The sequence below is a fragment of the Sphingobium chungbukense genome (assembly GCF_001005725.1).
Lineage (GTDB): Bacteria > Pseudomonadota > Alphaproteobacteria > Sphingomonadales > Sphingomonadaceae > Sphingobium > Sphingobium chungbukense.
Genome location: NZ_LBIC01000001.1, coordinates 341,678 through 358,137, shown reverse-complemented (window position 1 = coordinate 358,137; position 16,460 = coordinate 341,678). Strand labels below are relative to the sequence as shown.

At 64.4% G+C, this 16,460-nt stretch carries 17 protein-coding genes; 11 read left to right on the top strand and 6 right to left on the bottom strand.

Annotated features, from left to right (window positions below):
• Positions 1–13 precede the first annotated feature (13 nt).
• The 3 genes from YP76_RS01745 (at position 14) to YP76_RS01735 (ending at position 2,507) form a co-directional block, all read left to right on the top strand.
• On the top strand, positions 14–508 hold the full coding sequence (locus YP76_RS01745) for a winged helix-turn-helix transcriptional regulator (protein WP_046761887.1): 495 nt from the start codon (positions 14–16) through the stop codon (positions 506–508).
• A 95-nt stretch (positions 509–603) separates the two neighbouring features.
• Complete coding sequence (locus YP76_RS01740) at positions 604–1,710, top strand: sensor histidine kinase (RefSeq protein ID WP_046761886.1); 1,107 nt, start codon at positions 604–606, stop codon at positions 1,708–1,710.
• Entirely contained in the window at positions 1,707–2,507 is an 801-nt protein-coding gene (locus tag YP76_RS01735) for a LytR/AlgR family response regulator transcription factor (protein WP_046761885.1), read from the top strand. Before YP76_RS01740 ends, YP76_RS01735 begins: the two co-directional genes overlap by 4 nt.
• Positions 2,508–2,510: 3 nt before the next feature.
• On the opposite strand, the gene YP76_RS01730 is transcribed toward YP76_RS01735, so the two are convergent.
• The gene (locus YP76_RS01730; protein WP_046761884.1) at positions 2,511–2,927 is read right to left on the bottom strand and encodes a GtrA family protein; all 417 of its coding nucleotides are present in this window, start codon (positions 2,925–2,927) and stop codon (positions 2,511–2,513) included.
• Between the two features lie 141 nt (positions 2,928–3,068).
• On the opposite strand from YP76_RS01730, the gene YP76_RS01725 reads away from it, so the two are divergent.
• Positions 3,069–4,946 (top strand): hypothetical protein, encoded by a 1,878-nt coding sequence (locus tag YP76_RS01725; protein WP_046761883.1) that lies wholly within the window; start codon positions 3,069–3,071, stop codon positions 4,944–4,946.
• 20 nt (positions 4,947–4,966) lie between these two features.
• Here the strand turns inward: YP76_RS01725 and YP76_RS01720 are convergent, their stop codons facing one another.
• Both YP76_RS01720 and YP76_RS01715 read right to left on the bottom strand, forming a co-directional pair.
• Entirely contained in the window at positions 4,967–5,425 is a 459-nt protein-coding gene (locus YP76_RS01720; RefSeq protein ID WP_046761882.1) for a nucleoside deaminase, read from the bottom strand.
• 39 nt (positions 5,426–5,464) lie between these two features.
• Complete coding sequence (locus YP76_RS01715) at positions 5,465–5,686, bottom strand: hypothetical protein (RefSeq protein WP_046761881.1); 222 nt, start codon at positions 5,684–5,686, stop codon at positions 5,465–5,467.
• Positions 5,687–5,834: 148 nt separating this feature from the next.
• On the opposite strand from YP76_RS01715, the gene rpmB reads away from it, so the two are divergent.
• Positions 5,835–6,128, top strand: a complete 294-nt coding sequence (gene rpmB / locus YP76_RS01710; protein ID WP_007687480.1) for a 50S ribosomal protein L28 — start codon at positions 5,835–5,837, stop codon at positions 6,126–6,128.
• 102 nt (positions 6,129–6,230) lie between these two features.
• On the opposite strand, the gene YP76_RS01705 is transcribed toward rpmB, so the two are convergent.
• Positions 6,231–7,214 carry an esterase-like activity of phytase family protein gene (locus YP76_RS01705; protein WP_046761880.1) on the bottom strand — a complete coding sequence of 328 codons (984 nt, stop codon included), beginning with the start codon at positions 7,212–7,214 and terminating at the stop codon, positions 6,231–6,233.
• A gap of 224 nt (positions 7,215–7,438) precedes the next feature.
• Between YP76_RS01705 and YP76_RS01700 the strand changes: the two genes are divergently transcribed.
• A complete protein-coding gene (locus tag YP76_RS01700) occupies positions 7,439–7,855 on the top strand; it encodes a glycine zipper 2TM domain-containing protein (protein WP_046761879.1) in 417 nt (138 codons plus the stop codon).
• Between the two features lie 142 nt (positions 7,856–7,997).
• On the opposite strand, the gene YP76_RS01695 is transcribed toward YP76_RS01700, so the two are convergent.
• Positions 7,998–8,225, bottom strand: coding sequence for a hypothetical protein (locus tag YP76_RS01695; protein WP_046761878.1), 228 nt, complete (start codon positions 8,223–8,225; stop codon positions 7,998–8,000).
• A 215-nt stretch (positions 8,226–8,440) separates the two neighbouring features.
• On the opposite strand from YP76_RS01695, the gene YP76_RS01690 reads away from it, so the two are divergent.
• From YP76_RS01690 to metH, 4 genes are all read left to right on the top strand, one after another.
• Complete coding sequence (locus YP76_RS01690) at positions 8,441–9,412, top strand: ArsR/SmtB family transcription factor (RefSeq protein ID WP_046761877.1); 972 nt, start codon at positions 8,441–8,443, stop codon at positions 9,410–9,412.
• Positions 9,409–10,344: a methylenetetrahydrofolate reductase gene (gene metF, locus YP76_RS01685; protein WP_046761876.1), complete on the top strand. Its 936-nt coding sequence runs from the start codon at positions 9,409–9,411 to the stop codon at positions 10,342–10,344. Before YP76_RS01690 ends, metF begins: the two co-directional genes overlap by 4 nt.
• A complete protein-coding gene (locus YP76_RS01680; RefSeq protein WP_046761875.1) occupies positions 10,341–11,387 on the top strand; it encodes a homocysteine S-methyltransferase family protein in 1,047 nt (348 codons plus the stop codon). Before metF ends, YP76_RS01680 begins: the two co-directional genes overlap by 4 nt.
• Before the next feature lie 113 nt (positions 11,388–11,500).
• Positions 11,501–14,101, top strand: coding sequence for a methionine synthase (gene metH / locus YP76_RS01675; protein WP_046761874.1), 2,601 nt, complete (start codon positions 11,501–11,503; stop codon positions 14,099–14,101).
• Positions 14,102–14,219: 118 nt separating this feature from the next.
• Here metH and YP76_RS01670 read toward each other — a convergent pair whose 3' ends face one another.
• A complete protein-coding gene (locus tag YP76_RS01670) occupies positions 14,220–15,374 on the bottom strand; it encodes a serine hydrolase (RefSeq protein ID WP_046761873.1) in 1,155 nt (384 codons plus the stop codon).
• A 166-nt stretch (positions 15,375–15,540) separates the two neighbouring features.
• Here YP76_RS01670 and YP76_RS01665 point away from each other — a divergent pair, with 166 nt between their 5' ends.
• Positions 15,541–16,377 carry an alpha/beta fold hydrolase gene (locus YP76_RS01665; protein WP_046762563.1) on the top strand — a complete coding sequence of 279 codons (837 nt, stop codon included), beginning with the start codon at positions 15,541–15,543 and terminating at the stop codon, positions 16,375–16,377.
• The last annotated feature ends 83 nt before the right edge of the window (positions 16,378–16,460 follow it).

The window sequence follows — 16,460 nt, the reverse complement described above, 5'->3', positions numbered from 1 at the left end:
ATCTATGAGACCCATGAAGCATAATCTGGCGCAGGATCTGGAACAATGCGCGCTGCCGAGCGCATTGGAGGCGATGGGTGAACGCTGGTCGTTCCTCATCTTGCGGGGCGCTCTTTCGGGCATCCGCCATTTCGAGGAGTTCCAGTCGACCCTCGGCATTGCCCGCAATATCCTGGCCAACCGGCTCGCCCGGCTGGTGGAAAACGGCATCATGCTGCGCCAGCCGATGCAATGCGACCGGCGCAAGGTCGAATATCGCCTGACCGAAAAGGGCGAGGATCTGGCGCCCGCCATGATCGCCCTGCGCCAGTGGGGCGAGAAATGGGGCTGCGGTCCCATTTCCTGCCAGGTGCTGGCCGATGGCCGCGACCGGCAGCCGATCCGCAAGATGACCATACAGGCCCATGACGGCCGCACGCTGGAGCTCAGCGATCTGGTGTGGCTGTGCGTCGACGAGGAAACGCCGGTGGCGGACGCGCGCTCGCCCGAGACGGTGAAGGCGGCCTGACGGGGACCGCCGCCCAATGGCGCGCGCTGATTTTCGCATCGGCTTTTGCAAAAACCGGTTCCCACTTTTTTGCCTGATGCTTTAGGCTGAACGCAATGTCAGTCCATCGCTTCCAGCCTCAGCCCTTTTTCGCGGACAAGAACCGTGCTTTCTGGAACCTCCAGTCGGTGGGATGGGCGGGCGCCTTCCTGCTGCGCGGCTCCTCCACCATCGCCAACGGGCAACCGCTTTCCAGCCTGATCCCGGTGATGATCTCGACCGTGTCGGGCTATTCGGTGACGCTGCTGATCGCGGTGGTCTTCCGTTTCCTCCAGCGGCAGCGGCCGATCGTCACCTGGGGCGCATCGATCGTGACGGTGGTGGTTGCGGCGGGGCTGGTGGCGTTCATCGACGCCTGGGTGTTCTCGACCCAGAACCGGGGCAGCGACACGGCGGGGCTGCAATTGTTCCTGGGCGCCTTCTACCTCAGCATGACATTGCTGGGGGCGTGGTCGGCGCTTTATTATGCGATCAACTTCTACCTGACGGTGGAGGAGCAGGCGGACCAGCTATTGCATCTGGAAAGCCAGGCGTCGAGCGCGCAGCTCGCCATGCTGCGCTATCAGCTCAATCCGCATTTCCTGTTCAATACGCTGAACAGCATCTCGACCCTGGTGCTGCTCAAGCAGACCGACCGGGCCAATGCGATGCTTTCCCGCCTGTCGTCCTTTTTGCGCTATACCCTGATCAACGAACCGACCGCGCAGGTCACGATCGAGCAGGAGATCGAGACGTTGAAGCTGTATCTGGAGATCGAGAAGATGCGGTTCGAGGACCGATTGCGGCCGGTTTTCCACATCGATCCGGCGGTGGCGCAGTCACGCCTGCCCTCTCTTTTGCTCCAGCCGCTGGTCGAAAATGCGATCAAATATGCCGTGACGCCCAAGGAAGAGGGCGCGGAAATCTCCGTCACGGCGCAGCCTGCCGGTGAAAACGTCCGGATCATCGTATCCGACACGGGTCCGGGATTGAATGAGGGGTTCACCCGCCCGAACAATCATGTCAGCGAAGGAACGGGTGTCGGCCTGGCGAATATCCGCGACCGGCTGATTCAGGCCTTCGGGGAACGACAGAGCTTCGAAACGCGTTCCACGCCTGGCGGCTTTTCGGTCCTGATCGAAATGCCGCTGAATTTGGATGAACCATCGAGAGTGGCCGCATGACCATCAGAACAATCCTCGTCGACGACGAAAGCCTGGCTATACAAGGCCTTAAGCTGCGTCTGGAAGCGCATGAGGATGTCGAAATCGTAGAAACCTGTTCCAACGGCCGGGAAGCGATCCGCGCCATCAAGACGCATAAACCCGACCTTGTGTTCCTCGACATCCAGATGCCCGGCTTCGACGGCTTTTCCGTCGTGCAGGGGCTGATGGAGGTCGAACCGCCGCTTTTCATCTTCTGCACCGCTTACAGCGACCATGCGATCCGCGCCTTCGAGGCGCAGGCGGTCGACTATCTGATGAAGCCGGTGGAGGAGGGGCGGCTGGCCGACGCGCTCGACCGGGTGCGCCAGCGGCTGTCCGAAAAGAAGCAGGTGCAGGAAGCCGAAAAGCTGCGCGAGGTGCTGGCGGAAGTCGCGCCGGACGCGATGCACGAATTCAACGCCGATGAGGAGGCGCCGGCCGCCAATCGCTTCGAAAAGCTCATCAACATCAAGGATCGCGGGCAGATCTTCCGCGTGGATGTCGATTCGATCGAGCGGATCGACGCGGCGGGCGACTATATGTGCATCTATACCGCCGACAATTCGCTGATCCTGCGCGAGACGATGAAGGATCTGGAAAAGCGGCTCGACCCGCGCAATTTCCAGCGGGTGCACCGGTCGACCATCGTCAATCTGAGCCAAGTGCGGCAGGTGAAGCCGCATACCAACGGCGAATGCTTCCTGGTGCTCGAATCCGGCGCGCAGGTGAAGGTCAGCCGGTCCTACCGCGACGTGGTGGCGCGGTTCGTGCATTGACTTCTACTTGAACACCCATTGCCGGTTGAGGCCGAACACTGCGGCCGGGGTGATGAACAGCATGGCCGGGATGGGCGACCATTCCGGCCAATGCATATGGGTGACGCACAGCCACACCCAAAGCGCGTTCAGCGCATAGCTCACCAGCGACACCGCGACGAAGCGGACGCCCCGTGCGGCCTGATTGTCGCGGCTCCCATGGCCGCGGAAGGTGAAGGCGCTGTGGGTGACATAGCCGATCAGCACCGCCGCCAGATAGCCGATGCCGTTGGCGAGCTGCGGATGCAGGCCGACCGGCGCGGCCAGCGTCCAGTAGATGCTGGCCTGACACGCCGTCACGAACAGGCCCGTCAGGCCATAGCGGACGATCTGCCAGAACAGGGCCTGCTTTTCCGCTGTCAAGATTTGGAGGATTTTCATGCCGCCCCGTTGCGCTTTGATGCGCAGCCTCTAAAGCGGCTGTCGCTGACGCGAAAGTCCGCTCTGGATATTTTTGATGCCTGCATTTTCCGAGCCGTCGGCCGCTTCCGGCCGACTTGAAAACGCTCTAATCCACCGCCCATGAACTTGCAAAGCTGGCCTGTCCTGCGCGCGCGCGTCGCACCTGTTGCGGCGAAATTTTCCGTCTATGCCGAGCGGCACTGGAAATGGCTGACGGTCCTGCTGTGGATTTTCGCCATGGCCTGGCTGATCGCGATGCGCTGGCCGCAGATTCATTGGCTGACGCTCAGCGATACCGACGACAATATCCGCTATGTGCAGGTGAAGGACTGGCTGGCGGGGCAGGGCTGGTACGATCTGCGGCAATATCGGCTCGATCCGCCCGCCGGGTTCAACATCCACTGGTCGCGGCTGGTCGACCTGCCGATCGCGGGGTTGATGCTGTTCTTCCGCGCCTTCGTCGATCAGGGACTGGCCGACCGGCTGGCCTGCGGCATCGCGCCGATGCTGCCGCTGTTGCCGCTGATGCTGGGGCTGGGCTTCATCGCGCGGCGGCTGGCCGGGGGGAACAGCTGGTTCCTGGCGGCGCTCGCGCCCTTCGCCGCGCAGATGGGCATCGGCATGTTCATGCCGATGCGGATCGACCATCATGGCTGGCAACTCGCCTTCACCGTGCTGATGCTGGCGGAGCTGATCGACCGCAACTGGCTGCGCGGTGGCATCGTTGCGGGGGTGAGCAGCGCCCTCTCCATCGCCATCGGCATGGAGATGATCGTCTATCTGGCGGCCGGGGGCGCGCTGATCGCGCTGCGCTGGGTGTTCAAGGAGGGCGCGGCGCGGCGGATGCTGCCCTATGCGCTCAGCCTGGCCGGAGCGACGTCGCTCTCCTTCCTGCTGTTCGCCAGCCATGCCAACCGGGAGATGGTGTGCGACGCGATCTCGCCCATCTGGGTCGCGATCTTCGCCGCCGCCTCGGCGGGGATGGCGTTGCTGGCGCTGCTGCCGCTCCGAAGCTGGCCGGCGCGGCTGGGGGCGGGGATCGTCGTCGGGGCGGCGGTGGCGGTCTTCGCCTGGCTGAACTGGCCGCAATGCCTGACCGGCGCCTATCAGATCTCGCCCGAGCTTGAGCGGCTCTGGCTGGCCAATATCCGGGAGGCCAAGCCGATCACGGTGCAGCCCTGGAGCCTGATCGTGCCGTTGATGGCGATCCCGGCAGCGGGCCTGATCGGCCTGATCTGGGCCCTGTGGGATTCCCGGCGCGATACCGACCGGCTCTGGGCCTGGGCCACGGTCGGCCTGATGATGCTGTTTTCGACAGCGCTGCTCTTCTGGCAGCTCCGTGCGGGTCCGGCGGCGCAATTGCTGGCGATCCCGCCTGCCGCCTGGGCGGCCTATCGGCTGCTCTGTGCGCTTGGCACGGGGCGGCCGCTGGTGCGCGGGCTGGCGCTGGTCGGGATGCTGTTGCTGGCGGCGGTCGCCTTCGCAACGCCGCTCTATCCGCAGATCAACCTGCTGTGGACCACGGCGACCGGCGCGCAGACCAAGCCGCAAAAGCCGGCGGTGCAGGCGCGCCGGAAGGCGATCGACAAGGCCAATGGCCGTTGCCGCACCCTGCCGTCCTTGCAGGTGCTGGACCAGTTGCCCGCCGCCACCATCTTCACCATGGTCGACCTTGGCCCGCGCCTGATCGCGGTGACGCATCACAGCGCGGTAGCGGGCCCCTATCATCGCAACGGGGCAGTGATCCTCGACATGCACCATGCCTATGACGGTCCGGCGGCGGCCTTCCGCCCGATCGCCGCCAGGCATCATGCGACCTATTTGCTGGTCTGCCCGGGCTTCCCGGAGGGCACCATCTATCAGGCGCGCAGTCCCAAGGGCTTTTATGCGGGGCTGATGCGGGGTGAGGTGCCGGACTGGTTGGAGCCCGTGGCGCTCAAGACGGGCATCACCCTGCCCTATACCCTCTACCGCATCGATTACGGCGCGCCGCGATAGCGGAGGCCGTTTTCGCCACGTCAGCGCCGGGCCAGGAAAAAATCGCGCAGCAATGCCGAAGCCTCGGTCTCGGCGATGCCGCCATAGACTTCGGGCCGGTGCAGGCATTGCGGCTGGGTGAAGAGGCGTGGTCCCTGTTCGATCGCTCCGCCCTTGGGATCGGCGGCGGCATAATAGAGCCGGGCGATCCGCGCGTGGGAAAGGGCGCCCGCACACATCGGGCAGGGTTCCAGCGTCACCCAGAGGTCGCAGCCCGTCAGGCGGAAGTCCTTGAGATGCGCGGCCGCCGCCCGGATGGCGACCATCTCGGCATGGGCGGTGGGATCATTGTCCCGGCGGTTGCGATTTTCACCCTCGCCGATGATCCGGCCGTCCAGCGTCACGACGGCGCCGATCGGCACTTCGCCCGCCTGTTCGGCGGCGCGGGCAAGATCCAGCGCGCGGCGCATGGGATCGGGCAAGGGGAAGGGCGTGGCCATGCCCCGCCCATACAGGATCGAACGCGGGGAAGGAAAGAATCAGGGCTTCTTCACATCGACCGTCGGCACTTCGACCGTTTCCTTGCGCTTGCCGACTTCGACCTTCGCCACATTGGCTTCATATTTGGGCAGGGAGCCGCCCTGGACCGCGACGTGCGGCAGGCTTCCTTCCCGCGTCTTTTGCAGGTCGATGAAGCCGGTGGCGATGCCGCCGGCCAGCACCAGCAGCACGATCAGCAACAAGCCACCAATGAATCGCATTTCGGCCTCCTCTACGTTATGGGGCGTCAACGCGCATGAGTCGGAAAGGGTTGCGGCCCCGAAAGGCTCTGTGCGGGTTGACGTGCGTCGGGAATCCCGTTATCGGCGCCGCTTTCCGAACGAACCCGAATTACAAGGTTGATTGACTATGTCGCGCATTTGCGAGCTGACCGGCAAGGGCCGCCAGGTGGGTCACAATGTTTCCCACGCCAATAACAAGACCAAGCGTGTGTTCCTGCCCAACCTGCAGAATGTGTCGCTGATCTCCGAAGCGCTGGAAACGACCGTGAAGCTGCGCGTGTCGACCCATGGTCTGCGTTCGGTCGAGCATAATGGCGGCCTGGACAACTGGCTGCTGAAGACCAGCGACGACAAGCTGTCGCTGAAGGCGCGCCGCCTGAAGCGCGACATCGCGAAGAAGAAGGCCGCCGTCGCGGCCTGATCGCTTTCGATTCGTTCGCTTGAAGAAGCGGTCCGGTGACGGGCCGCTTTTTTGCGTTGCCTGCGATATGAGGGCTTCGGGTTTACGACAAGGCCATTCCCGTCAGTCCAGCGCGAACTTCAGCAGCAGGTTGCGCTGGAAAAATTCGTGATTGTCGTCAGATGCGATCCAGACGATCCGGCGATCGCCTTCGCGGGTGACGGCCAGCCCCTCGAAATTATCCGCCAGCAAGGGGGGCGCCAGGCGCGCCAGGGTTCGGGCCTTCAGCCGGTCGCCGGGGCGAGGGTTTTCCGGCAGCTCGACGATCGCCAGCGTTGCCGTGAACAGGTCCTGCACGGTCAGCCGCCGGTTCAGCACGAGCAGGCGCCGGGCATCCAGCGCCACCGCATCGGTCGGGCGATAGCCGCGCGGCGGTACGTAGCGCAGATGCAGGGGGGCGGCTGTGCCGCCCTCGGCCGGATCGCCGGCGAAGAGCAGCGTGTCGTGGCTGCCGTCGGCGGTCATGCCCATTTCCGCGATCGCCAGGAAACGTCCATCGGGCAACCGGGCGAGCGATTCGATGGAGCCGGTTTCCGGCCAGGCTTCTATCTCCGGCCAGGTGCGACAGGCCTCCACCCGCGCGAAGCCCGGCGCATAGCGGCAGATCATCTGTTGCAGTTCGAATCCCACCCAATAGCGGTCCGTCGCGGGGTCATGGGTCAGGCTTTCCGAATCCCAGGCCCACCAGGGCTTGTCGCGATCCCGCGGGCGGACCGGCAGCGGCGCGATGAAGGGGTGGCGGGCGGGCGCGCCGGGGCCGATATGGAAGCCCATCAGCGTACCGGAATCGCTGAGCGCCAATATCTGCCCGTCCGGTTCGGCCAGCAGCGAGGATATGCCGCCAAAGCCATGATGGGGGCTGCGGAGCTGCCAGCCGCCCAGATAGGTGAGGCGGCCGATCCTGCGCAGCGCCGGATCGGTCGAGCTGAGCGGCAGGGCGCGCGCCGTCACCAGCAGCGGGCCGGGACCGAACAGTTCCGGCTTGTTCTTGTTCGGCGCGGGCAGGAGCAGGATCGCAAGCAGCAGGACGATCAGGATTCGACGCATCGCTGCTGGCCATAGTGCAATATCGGACCGGTTGCGCGCCTTTTCGTCCCGCTGGCTTTCCGGACCGAAAGGGGCGATGATGGGCCCCGGTCAAGCTGAACGATCGCTGTCATCGCCATTCAGGCTCGGCTCAACGCGAATCGGGCAAAAGGGCTTCAATCGATGGTGAGTCCGCCTTTTTGGGAAGGGCCGCCGAAGATCGATGGCAAATGAGGAGCAACGCCATGAAGACCAAGTTTCTGATCAATATGGGAGCGGCGCTTGCCATGGGCGCTGCCTCGCTCGCCGTCACCGCGACGCCTGCCATGGCGCGCGACGGTTGGGGCCGCCATTATGAACGTGGCGATTATTATCGTGGCGACCGCGGCTATCGCGGCTATCGCGACGGCTATTACCGCGGTGGCGGCTATTATCGTGACGATGGCTATTATCGCGGTTACCGGGGTTATCGTGGCGGCTATCGCTGCCGGGACAACGGCACGGGCGGCACCATCATCGGGGCGATCGCCGGCGGTCTGCTCGGTAACGAAGTCGGCAAGGGCAGCGGCCGTTATGGCCGTCGCGGCGACGGCACCACGGGCGCCATCATCGGCGCGGGTGTAGGCGCGCTGGCGGGCCGGGCGATCGACCGGGATTGCTGATCCGTCGACGTTGACGGGATGAAAGCATGAGGGCTGCCCCGGTGGGGCGGCCCTTTTCATTTTCATCGAAGGGCCTTCGCCCAACGAAAAGGGCCGCCCCGTTACCGGCGCGGCCCCATTCAGACATTCCCCGAGGAGGGAATTACATCGCGTTCGAAGCGGCGTTCGCGGCAGCGTTGGTCGCGTTCGCAGCAGCGTTGCCGGCGTTGTCGGCGGCGTTCATCGCGGCGTTCATGGCGTTGTCGGCAGCATTCGAAGCGTTGTCGGCGGCGTTCGCAGCAGCGTTGGCGGCGTTGTCGGCGTGACCCGAGCAAGCGGCCAGGCCCAGCGAGGCAGCGAGAACGAGCGAAAGAGCAATCGACTTGGTCATGGGCTAAACCCCTCTCTGAGAATAAAAACGGTGCAGACCACTCTCGGAGAAAAGTTCACCCCCCATTGCGTCTGCGCCGCGATTCGTAATGAATCCGGCGACTCATGGCAATCCCAATCATGCGTTAAGCCCGTGATTTGGGGCTGAAGAGGGTCGGACGGGTCCGTGCCCAACGGTGATTGACGTATATAAAGATTTCTTTATATGATCATTTCATGAGCGCGGCACTCGACATTTTCCGGGCATTGGGCGACCCGACGCGGCTGCGCATCATCCATTTGTTGCGCGCCATGGAACTGGCCGTGGGCGAGATCGCGCAGGTCGTCGGGCAAAGCCAACCGCGCGTGTCGCGCCATGTCCGCATCCTGGCCGAAGCCGGTCTGGTCGAGCGGCGCAAGGAAGGCAATTGGGTTTTCCTCCGGCTGGGCAAAAAGACGGAGATCGTGCCTTTCTGGGCGCTTTTTGACCAGCTTGTCCCTTCCGAGAATGAGGATTTGTGGCAAAAGGCGGATCTGGCCCGGCTGGCGGCGGTACGTGCCGATCGGGCACAGGCGGCGGAAAGCTATTTTGCCGAACATGCCGAATTGTGGGACGCGATCCGGTCGCTTCATGTGCCCGAAGGGGATGTGGAAAGCGCGATGAAGGCGCTGCTGGGGGCGGAGCCGATCGGGCATCTGCTCGACATCGGCACTGGCACCGGACGGATGATCGAATTGTTCGGCCCTGCGGCGGATCAGGTGACGGCGCTGGACCGCAGCCCCGATATGCTGCGGCTGGCGCGGGCCAAGCTGCCGCATGATGCGGGCGACAAATATGCGCTGGTGCTGGGCGATTTCGGCGCCTTGCCGGTGGAATCGGGCAGCGTCGATACGGTGGTGCTGCATCAGGTATTGCACTATGCGCAGGCGCCCGAGGCGGTGATCGGCGAGGCGGCGCGGGTGACGGCGGCGGGCGGCCGGGTGCTGATCGCTGACTTTGCGGCGCATGAACGGGAAGAACTGCGGCTGCGCGACCAGCATGCGCGGCTGGGCTTTTCCGACGAGCAGATCGAAGGCTGGTTCGCGGAGGCGGGCCTGGAACTGGAGCGGGTGGAGGTACTGCCCGGCCAGGAACTGACGGTGCAATTATGGTTGGGGCGGCGCCGGGGCGCGCGTGTCCTGCGACATGAAGGACGACTTTCCGCATGACCTTGAGCTTCCCCTCCGTCGAAGAGGCCTCGCAGGCTTGGCAAGCGCCGCTCTATGCCGATCTGGCGGGCGACGTTAACGTCAGCTTCGAATTCTTCCCGCCCAAGACGGAGAAGATGGAGGAGCAGCTCTGGTCCGCGATCCAGACGCTGACGCCGCTGGCGCCCAAATTCGTTTCGGTGACTTATGGCGCGGGCGGTTCGACGCGGGAGCGGACGCACAATACGGTGGCGCGGATCGCGAAGGAAACGCCCCTGTCGGCGGCGGCGCACCTCACCTGCGTGGCGGCGAGCAAGGCCGAAATCGACGAAGTCGTGGACGCCTATTGGGAAGCGGGGGTGCGGCATATCGTGGCGCTGAGGGGCGACCCGCCGGAAGCGGGCTCGAAGTTCGAGCCGCATCCGGACGGCTATAAGGGCGCTGCGGAGCTGGTCGAGGGCTTGGTGAAGCGGCATCCGTTCGAGATTTCGGTCGCGGCCTATCCCGAAACCCATCCGGATGCTTTGAGCGCGCAGAGCGACATTGATAATCTCAAGCGCAAGCTGGATGCGGGCGCCAGCCGAGCGATCACGCAATTCTTCTTCGAGCCGGACACTTTCTTCCGCTTCCGCGACACGGTGGCTGCGGCGGGGATCGACGCGGAGATCATTCCCGGCATCATGCCGGTCAGCAATTTCGCGGCGGTCCAGCGCATGTCGGCCATGTGCAACACCGATGTGCCCGGATGGATGGGCAAGCTGTTCGAGGGGTTGGACGATCACGCCGCTGCGCGGCAGCTCGTGTCCGCGACGCTGGCGGCGGAATTGTGCCGCAAGCTCTATGCGGGCGGCGTGCGCGACTTTCATTTCTATACGCTCAACCGGGCGGAACTGAGCTATGCGATCTGCCATCTGCTCGGGCTGCGGCCGGCGACATTGGAGAAGACGGCATGACCGCTGAGGAACGCTTCCGCGCCGTTGCGGCGGAGAAGATCATGATCTTCGACGGCGGCTACGGCACGTCGATCCAGAAACATGGGCTTAGCGAGGCGGATTATCGAGGGTCGCTCGATCTGGCGAAGGATCAGAAGGGCAATAATGACCTTCTGTGTCTCACCCGGCCGGATATCGTTGAGGGCATCCACACCGCCTATCTCGACGCCGGCGCGGACATGATCGAGACGAACACTTTTTCGTCCACGAAGATCGCCATGGCCGACTATGGCTGCGAGCATCTGGTGCGGGAGATCAACATCGCCGCTGCCCGGATCGCCCGCAAGGCGTGCGAGGCCGCGACGGCGAAGGATGGGCGGCCGCGCTTTGTCGCTGGGTCGATCGGGCCGACGAACAAGACCTTGTCGATCTCTCCGGATGTGAACGACCCGGCCTATCGCGAGGTCGATTATGATACGCTGAAGGCCGACTATCGCGAGCAGTGCGATGCACTGATCGAGGGTGGGGTGGACTTCCTGCTGGTCGAAACCTGCTTCGACACGCTGAACGCCAAGGCGGCGGGCATGGCGGCGCGGGAGGCCGAGGCGGCGGCGGGGCGGCCTGTACCGCTGATGCTGAGCTTCACCATCACCGATATGTCCGGGCGGAACCTGTCGGGGCATACGATCAACGCCTTCTGGTATTCGCTTCGGCATTTGAAGCCGCTCACCATCGGGGTGAACTGTGCCTTTGGGGCGGATTTGCTGCGGCCTTATCTCTCCGAGCTGGCGAAGAATGCCGATACGCTGATCCTGGCCTATCCCAATGCGGGTCTGCCCAATGAGTTGGGGCAATATGATGAGCTGCCGGAAACGACGGCGAGCCTGATCCGCCAGTGGGTGGATGAAGGCTTGGTCAATATGGTCGGCGGCTGCTGCGGCACCACGCCCGCGCATATCGGTGCGGTGGCGAAGGCGCTGGCGGGGCACAAGCCGCGTGTCGTGCCGGAATTGCCGGTGGTGACGCGGCTCGCGGGCCTCGAACCGATGCATATCGCGGCGTAAGATTGTTCCCCCTCCCGCAGGCGGGAGGGGTTAGGGGTGGGCCGGTCCAGGCGCCATCCCAAGAAAGCCCACCCCCGGCCCCTCCCGCTTGCGGGAGGGGGGAAGAGAATGACATGACCCAGCAATCGACCGCCACTTTCGTCAATATCGGTGAGCGCACCAACGTCACCGGTTCGGCCAAGTTCAAGAAGCTGATCATGGCGGGCGACTATGCCGCGGCCATCGACATCGCCCGCGATCAGGTGGAGAACGGCGCGCAGATCGTCGACGTCAACATGGACGAAGGGCTGCTCGACGCCGTGGAGGCGATGACGACCTTCCTCAAGCTCATGACCTCCGAGCCGGATATCAGCCGCGTGCCGGTGATGATCGACAGCTCCAAATGGGAAGTGATCGAGGCGGGGTTGAAGTGCGTCAGCGGCAAGCCGGTCGTGAATTCGATCAGCATGAAGGAGGGCGAGGAAGCCTTCCTGCATCATGCGAAGCTCTGCATGGCCTATGGCGCGGCGGTGGTCGTCATGGCTTTCGACGAGACGGGGCAGGCGGATACCCAGGCGCGCAAGGTCGAGATTTGCGAGCGGGCCTACAAGCTGCTGATGACCATCGGCTTTCCGCCGGAGGACATCATCTTCGACCCCAATATCTTCGCCGTGGCGACGGGGATCGAGGAGCATAACAATTACGGCGTCGATTTCATCGAGGCGTGTCGCGAGATCAAGAAGCGTTGCCCGCATGTCCATATTTCGGGCGGCCTGTCGAACTTCTCCTTCTCCTTCCGCGGCAATGAGCCGGTGCGGCGGGCGATGCATTCGGTCTTCCTCTACCACGCCATTCCGGCGGGGCTGGACATGGCGATCGTCAATGCGGGGCAGCTCGACGTCTACGATGCCATAGATCCGGCGCTGCGCAAGGCGTGCGAGGATGTGCTGCTGAACAGCGATCCCGAAGCCGGGGATCGGCTCGTCGCGCTGGCCGAAAGCTACAAGGGCAAGGACGCGGCGTCCGAAAAGGCGGCGCAGGAATGGCGCGGTTGGCCGGTCGCCAAGCGGCTGGAGCATGCGCTGGTCAAGGGCATCGACATGTATGTGGTCGAGGATACGGAAGAAGCCCGCCTCGCCGCCGAAAAGCCTATTCAGGTGATCGAAGGCCCGCTGATGGACGGCATGAATGTCGTGGGCGACCTGTTCGGCGCGGGCAAGATGTTCCTGCCGCAGGTGGTGAAATCCGCCCGCGTCATGAAGAAGGCGGTGGCGCATCTGCTGCCCTTCATCGAGGCGGCGAAGGAACCGGGCGCCAAGGGCAAGGGCAAGATCATCATGGCGACCGTCAAGGGCGACGTCCATGACATCGGCAAGAATATCGTCGGCGTCGTGCTCCAGTGCAACGGCTTCGAAGTGGTCGACATGGGCGTCATGGTGCCCTGGCAGGACATCATCAAGGCCGCGAACGATCATGACGCCGACATGATCGGGCTGTCGGGCCTCATCACCCCCTCGCTGGACGAGATGGTGACGGTCGCCGCCGAAATGCAGCGCGCCAAAATGACCATGCCGCTGCTGATCGGTGGTGCGACCACGTCGAAGGTGCATACCGCGCTGCGCATCGATCCGGCCTTCGAGGGGCCGGTGGTGCATGTGCTGGACGCCAGCCGCGCGGTCGGCGTGGCGACCGCGCTGGTGTCGGAGACGCAGAAGACCGACTTCGTCCAGAAGACCAAGGATGATTATGAGCATGTTCGCGTCGCCCGCGCCAATAAGGGGCAGAGCGCGCTGGTGCCGATCGAGGATGCGCGGGCCAACGGCTTCGAGATCGATGAGAGCCTGAAGCCCGGCAAGCCGCGCCTGCCCGGCGTCCATCGCTTCCCGGACTGGGACTTGAAGGACCTGCGCAACTATATCGACTGGACGCCCTTCTTCCGCGCCTGGGAACTGGCGGGCAATTATCCCGCGATCCTCGACGACGAGGTGGTGGGCGAGAGCGCGACCAGCCTGTTCAACGACGCACAGGCGATGCTCGACCGCATCATCAACGAGAAATGGCTGACGGCGCGGGGCGTGGCAGGCCTGTGGCCCTGCCGCCGCGAGGGCGACGACATCATCGTCCATGTCGAGGATGAGAAGCATGTCACCCTGCCGATGCTGCGCCAGCAGATCGCCAAGCGGGAGGGCAGGGCCAATATGTGCCTCGCCGACTTCATCAGCCATGACGGCGACTGGATGGGCGGCTTCGCGGTGTCGATCCACGGCATCGAGCCGCATCTGGCGCGGTTCAAAAATGCCATCGACGATTATTCGGACATATTGCTGAAGGCGCTGGCGGACCGTCTGGCGGAGGCCTTTGCCGAGCGCTTGCATCATTATGTGCGGACGGCGCTCTGGGGCTATGCGGAGGGCGAGCAGCTTACCAACGAGGCGCTGATCAAGGAGCAATATCGCGGCATCCGCCCGGCGCCCGGCTATCCGGCCTGTCCGGAGCATAGTTTGAAGCCGCTGCTGTTCGACATGCTGGACGCGCATCATGCGACCGGGATCACGCTGACGGAGAGCTTTGCGATGCTGCCGACGGCGGCGGTCAGCGGCTTCTATTTCGGGCATCCGCAGGCCGAATATTTCGGCGTGGCGCGCGTGGGCCGCGACCAGTTGGAGGATTATGCCAAGCGGCGCGGCGTCGACCTGGAGACGGCGGAGCGCTGGCTGCGGCCGAATCTGGACTAACGCCCGACCTTATGAACAGCGTGTTCCTGCGGAGGCAGGAACCCAGTTCTGTCGTTTGATTGTCATGGCAACGTTAGGACTGGGCTCCTGCCTGCGCAGGAGCACGGTGGTTAGCTATTCAGCGCGCCTCGTGGTTCGCCGCCACCGCCTTGGCCACCGCCTGCATCAACTGCCAGCGCGTCGGGATCGGTTCGGTCGTGCTGCCGATCATCACCGCGACCGCATAGCTGGTGCCGTCGGGCGCTGTCATGATGCCGATATCGTTGAACCCGGTCGACCGCGCGCCCAGTTCCTGGCCGGTGCCGGTCTTGTGCAGATAATGCCAGCCCGCCGGAACGCCGCCCTTGATCCGCTGCGGCCCGGTCTTCGCTTCGCTCATGATCGACATCAGCAGTTGCGAGGAGGCGGGCGACAGCATGTCGTTCTGCTTGAGCTTCGCCAGCGCCTGCACGATCGAGGAGGGCGCCGCGCCGTCGGGCGGGCTGGCGAGGTAATTGTCCAGCGCCTTCTGCCGCGCCGCCATGGGCAGCTTGGCGCGGGCGGCGTAGAAATTGCGGCCGATCGAATAATCCTGCCGCCATTCCAGGCCCGCCGTCGTCGATTGCAGCAGCCGCTCGCCCGGACCGAAGCGTATGTCCCTGATATAGCGGCGGGCGAGATAGCCGCGCACGGCGTCCGGCCCGCCGACGGCGCGCAGCAACGTGTCGTTGGCAGTATTGTCGCTCTGCGTCATGGCGCGGCGCATCAGGTCGGAATAGGTGGTGGTCCAGCCCGAATTGCCCACCAGCGCGGCGGTCGGCTGGTGGAAGAGGGTCAGGTCCTTCTTCGTGATGGTGGTGCTGTCGCTGAGGCGGATCTTGCCCCGGTCGACCGCGTCGAGGAAGGCCATCGACACCCAGAGTTTCGACACGCTCTGTTGCGGGAAGAGCAGATTGCCGTTCCAGGCGACCGTCCAGTCGCTGCCGATGCGGCGAACGGCGATGCCGACCTTGCCGTTGAAGCTTTGGCCGAGGTTGCGCACGACGCTGACCAGCGCGGGCGGAGGTGCCTCCCGCTGGTCGACGTCGAGGGCCTGGAAGGGTTTGGGTGGATTGGCGACCGGCTTGATCGGATAGGTCGACGTTGTAGGTTGCGGTCGCTGGACGGCCGCATAAGGTTGCTGCGGCGCGCTGACGCAAGCCGACAGCGCCGCCATCAACAGGACAAGACGAGCCGAGCCGCTATTGCCGCCGCCATTTGGGCGCTTGCCGCGCCCTCCCTTCAACATGGTCATCAAAATCCCCGCACTCTCCTCTCCTATTAGGCTTTGCGCGTGCGCCGGGTGACAAGAATCATGCGACGAACGATTCCACAAATGCGATGTAAGGAGGCTGAACGAGGGATGCCTTAACTCAGTTGAGGTTCAGGCGGCGGGCTGCAAGAGGGTGTGGATGCAGCAAGTGATGAACAGACGGACCCTGATGCGCGCCGCCGCCGCCTTGCTGGCGGGTGGCGTGCTGGCACCAAAGGCCTGGGCGGCGCCCTTCGCCTCGCGCCGGATCGCGGTGACCACGCGGGGAGCGGGGCGCGACGTCGTGCTGATCGCCGGGCTGGCGAGCGGGCCGGGACTGTGGAACGGGGTGGTCGGCGCGCTTTCGGGTTATCGCTGGCATCTGGTCCATGTGCGGGGCTTTGCGGGCCTCGCCGCGGACGCCAACGCCAGCGGGCCGCTGGTCCAGCCGGTGGCGGACGAGATCGCCCGCTATATCGCGGCGGCTGCGCTGGATCGGCCTGCGATCGTCGGCCACAGCATGGGCGGTACGCTGGCGATGATGCTGGGTTTGAAGGGGCTGTCGGGAAGGCTGATGGTGGTCGACATGCTGCCCGAAGGCGCGGCGATGATCGGCGGCACGGCGCAGGGCATGGGTTTCCTGGCCGATCAACTGGGGCAATATCTCACCGGGACCAAGGCGGGGCGGGCCTATCTGGCGCAGATGCTGGCGGACATGCCGGGCGCGAGGGGGAGCGATCCCGACGTCATCGCCAATGCGCTGCGCGATCTGGCCAATGTCGATCTGGGGCCGCAACTGGCGCGGCTGGCCGCACCCATGGAGGTGGTCTATGCCGTGGGCAGCGATAGGGCGCAGGCGGGCGAGATCGGCCGCACCTTCCGCACCGCCTATGCGGCCAAGCGTGATGTCCGGCTGGTGCCGATCGGTCCCAGCGGCCATGTCGTCATGGCGGACCAGCCCGCGCGCTTCAACGCGGTGCTGGGCGATTTTCTGAAAGGCTTTTGACGCCGATCAAAGGCGGCACGCCATGGCTGGTCTAGAAGGAGTTCGACGCCGACCTCCGCGTCACTCCTCGACTGATGGCGCAG

Excerpts from the sequence above, each read along its gene's own strand:
- metF (WP_046761876.1), top strand. The coding sequence starts at position 9,409 with ATGACCTTGAGCTTCCCCTCCGTCGAAGAGGCCTCGCAGGCTTGGCAA.
- YP76_RS01690 (WP_046761877.1), top strand. The coding sequence starts at position 8,441 with ATGAGCGCGGCACTCGACATTTTCCGGGCATTGGGCGACCCGACGCGG.
- YP76_RS01705 (WP_046761880.1), bottom strand. The coding sequence starts at position 7,214 with ATGCGTCGAATCCTGATCGTCCTGCTGCTTGCGATCCTGCTCCTGCCC.
- YP76_RS01730 (WP_046761884.1), bottom strand. The coding sequence starts at position 2,927 with ATGAAAATCCTCCAAATCTTGACAGCGGAAAAGCAGGCCCTGTTCTGG.
- YP76_RS01745 (WP_046761887.1), top strand. The coding sequence starts at position 14 with ATGAAGCATAATCTGGCGCAGGATCTGGAACAATGCGCGCTGCCGAGC.
- YP76_RS01695 (WP_046761878.1), bottom strand. The coding sequence starts at position 8,225 with ATGACCAAGTCGATTGCTCTTTCGCTCGTTCTCGCTGCCTCGCTGGGC.
- YP76_RS01670 (WP_046761873.1), bottom strand. The coding sequence starts at position 15,374 with ATGACCATGTTGAAGGGAGGGCGCGGCAAGCGCCCAAATGGCGGCGGC.
- YP76_RS01740 (WP_046761886.1), top strand. The coding sequence starts at position 604 with ATGTCAGTCCATCGCTTCCAGCCTCAGCCCTTTTTCGCGGACAAGAAC.
- YP76_RS01700 (WP_046761879.1), top strand. The coding sequence starts at position 7,439 with ATGAAGACCAAGTTTCTGATCAATATGGGAGCGGCGCTTGCCATGGGC.
- YP76_RS01680 (WP_046761875.1), top strand. The coding sequence starts at position 10,341 with ATGACCGCTGAGGAACGCTTCCGCGCCGTTGCGGCGGAGAAGATCATG.
- YP76_RS01725 (WP_046761883.1), top strand. The coding sequence starts at position 3,069 with ATGAACTTGCAAAGCTGGCCTGTCCTGCGCGCGCGCGTCGCACCTGTT.
- metH (WP_046761874.1), top strand. The coding sequence starts at position 11,501 with ATGACCCAGCAATCGACCGCCACTTTCGTCAATATCGGTGAGCGCACC.
- YP76_RS01735 (WP_046761885.1), top strand. The coding sequence starts at position 1,707 with ATGACCATCAGAACAATCCTCGTCGACGACGAAAGCCTGGCTATACAA.
- YP76_RS01715 (WP_046761881.1), bottom strand. The coding sequence starts at position 5,686 with ATGCGATTCATTGGTGGCTTGTTGCTGATCGTGCTGCTGGTGCTGGCC.
- YP76_RS01720 (WP_046761882.1), bottom strand. The coding sequence starts at position 5,425 with ATGGCCACGCCCTTCCCCTTGCCCGATCCCATGCGCCGCGCGCTGGAT.
- rpmB (WP_007687480.1), top strand. The coding sequence starts at position 5,835 with ATGTCGCGCATTTGCGAGCTGACCGGCAAGGGCCGCCAGGTGGGTCAC.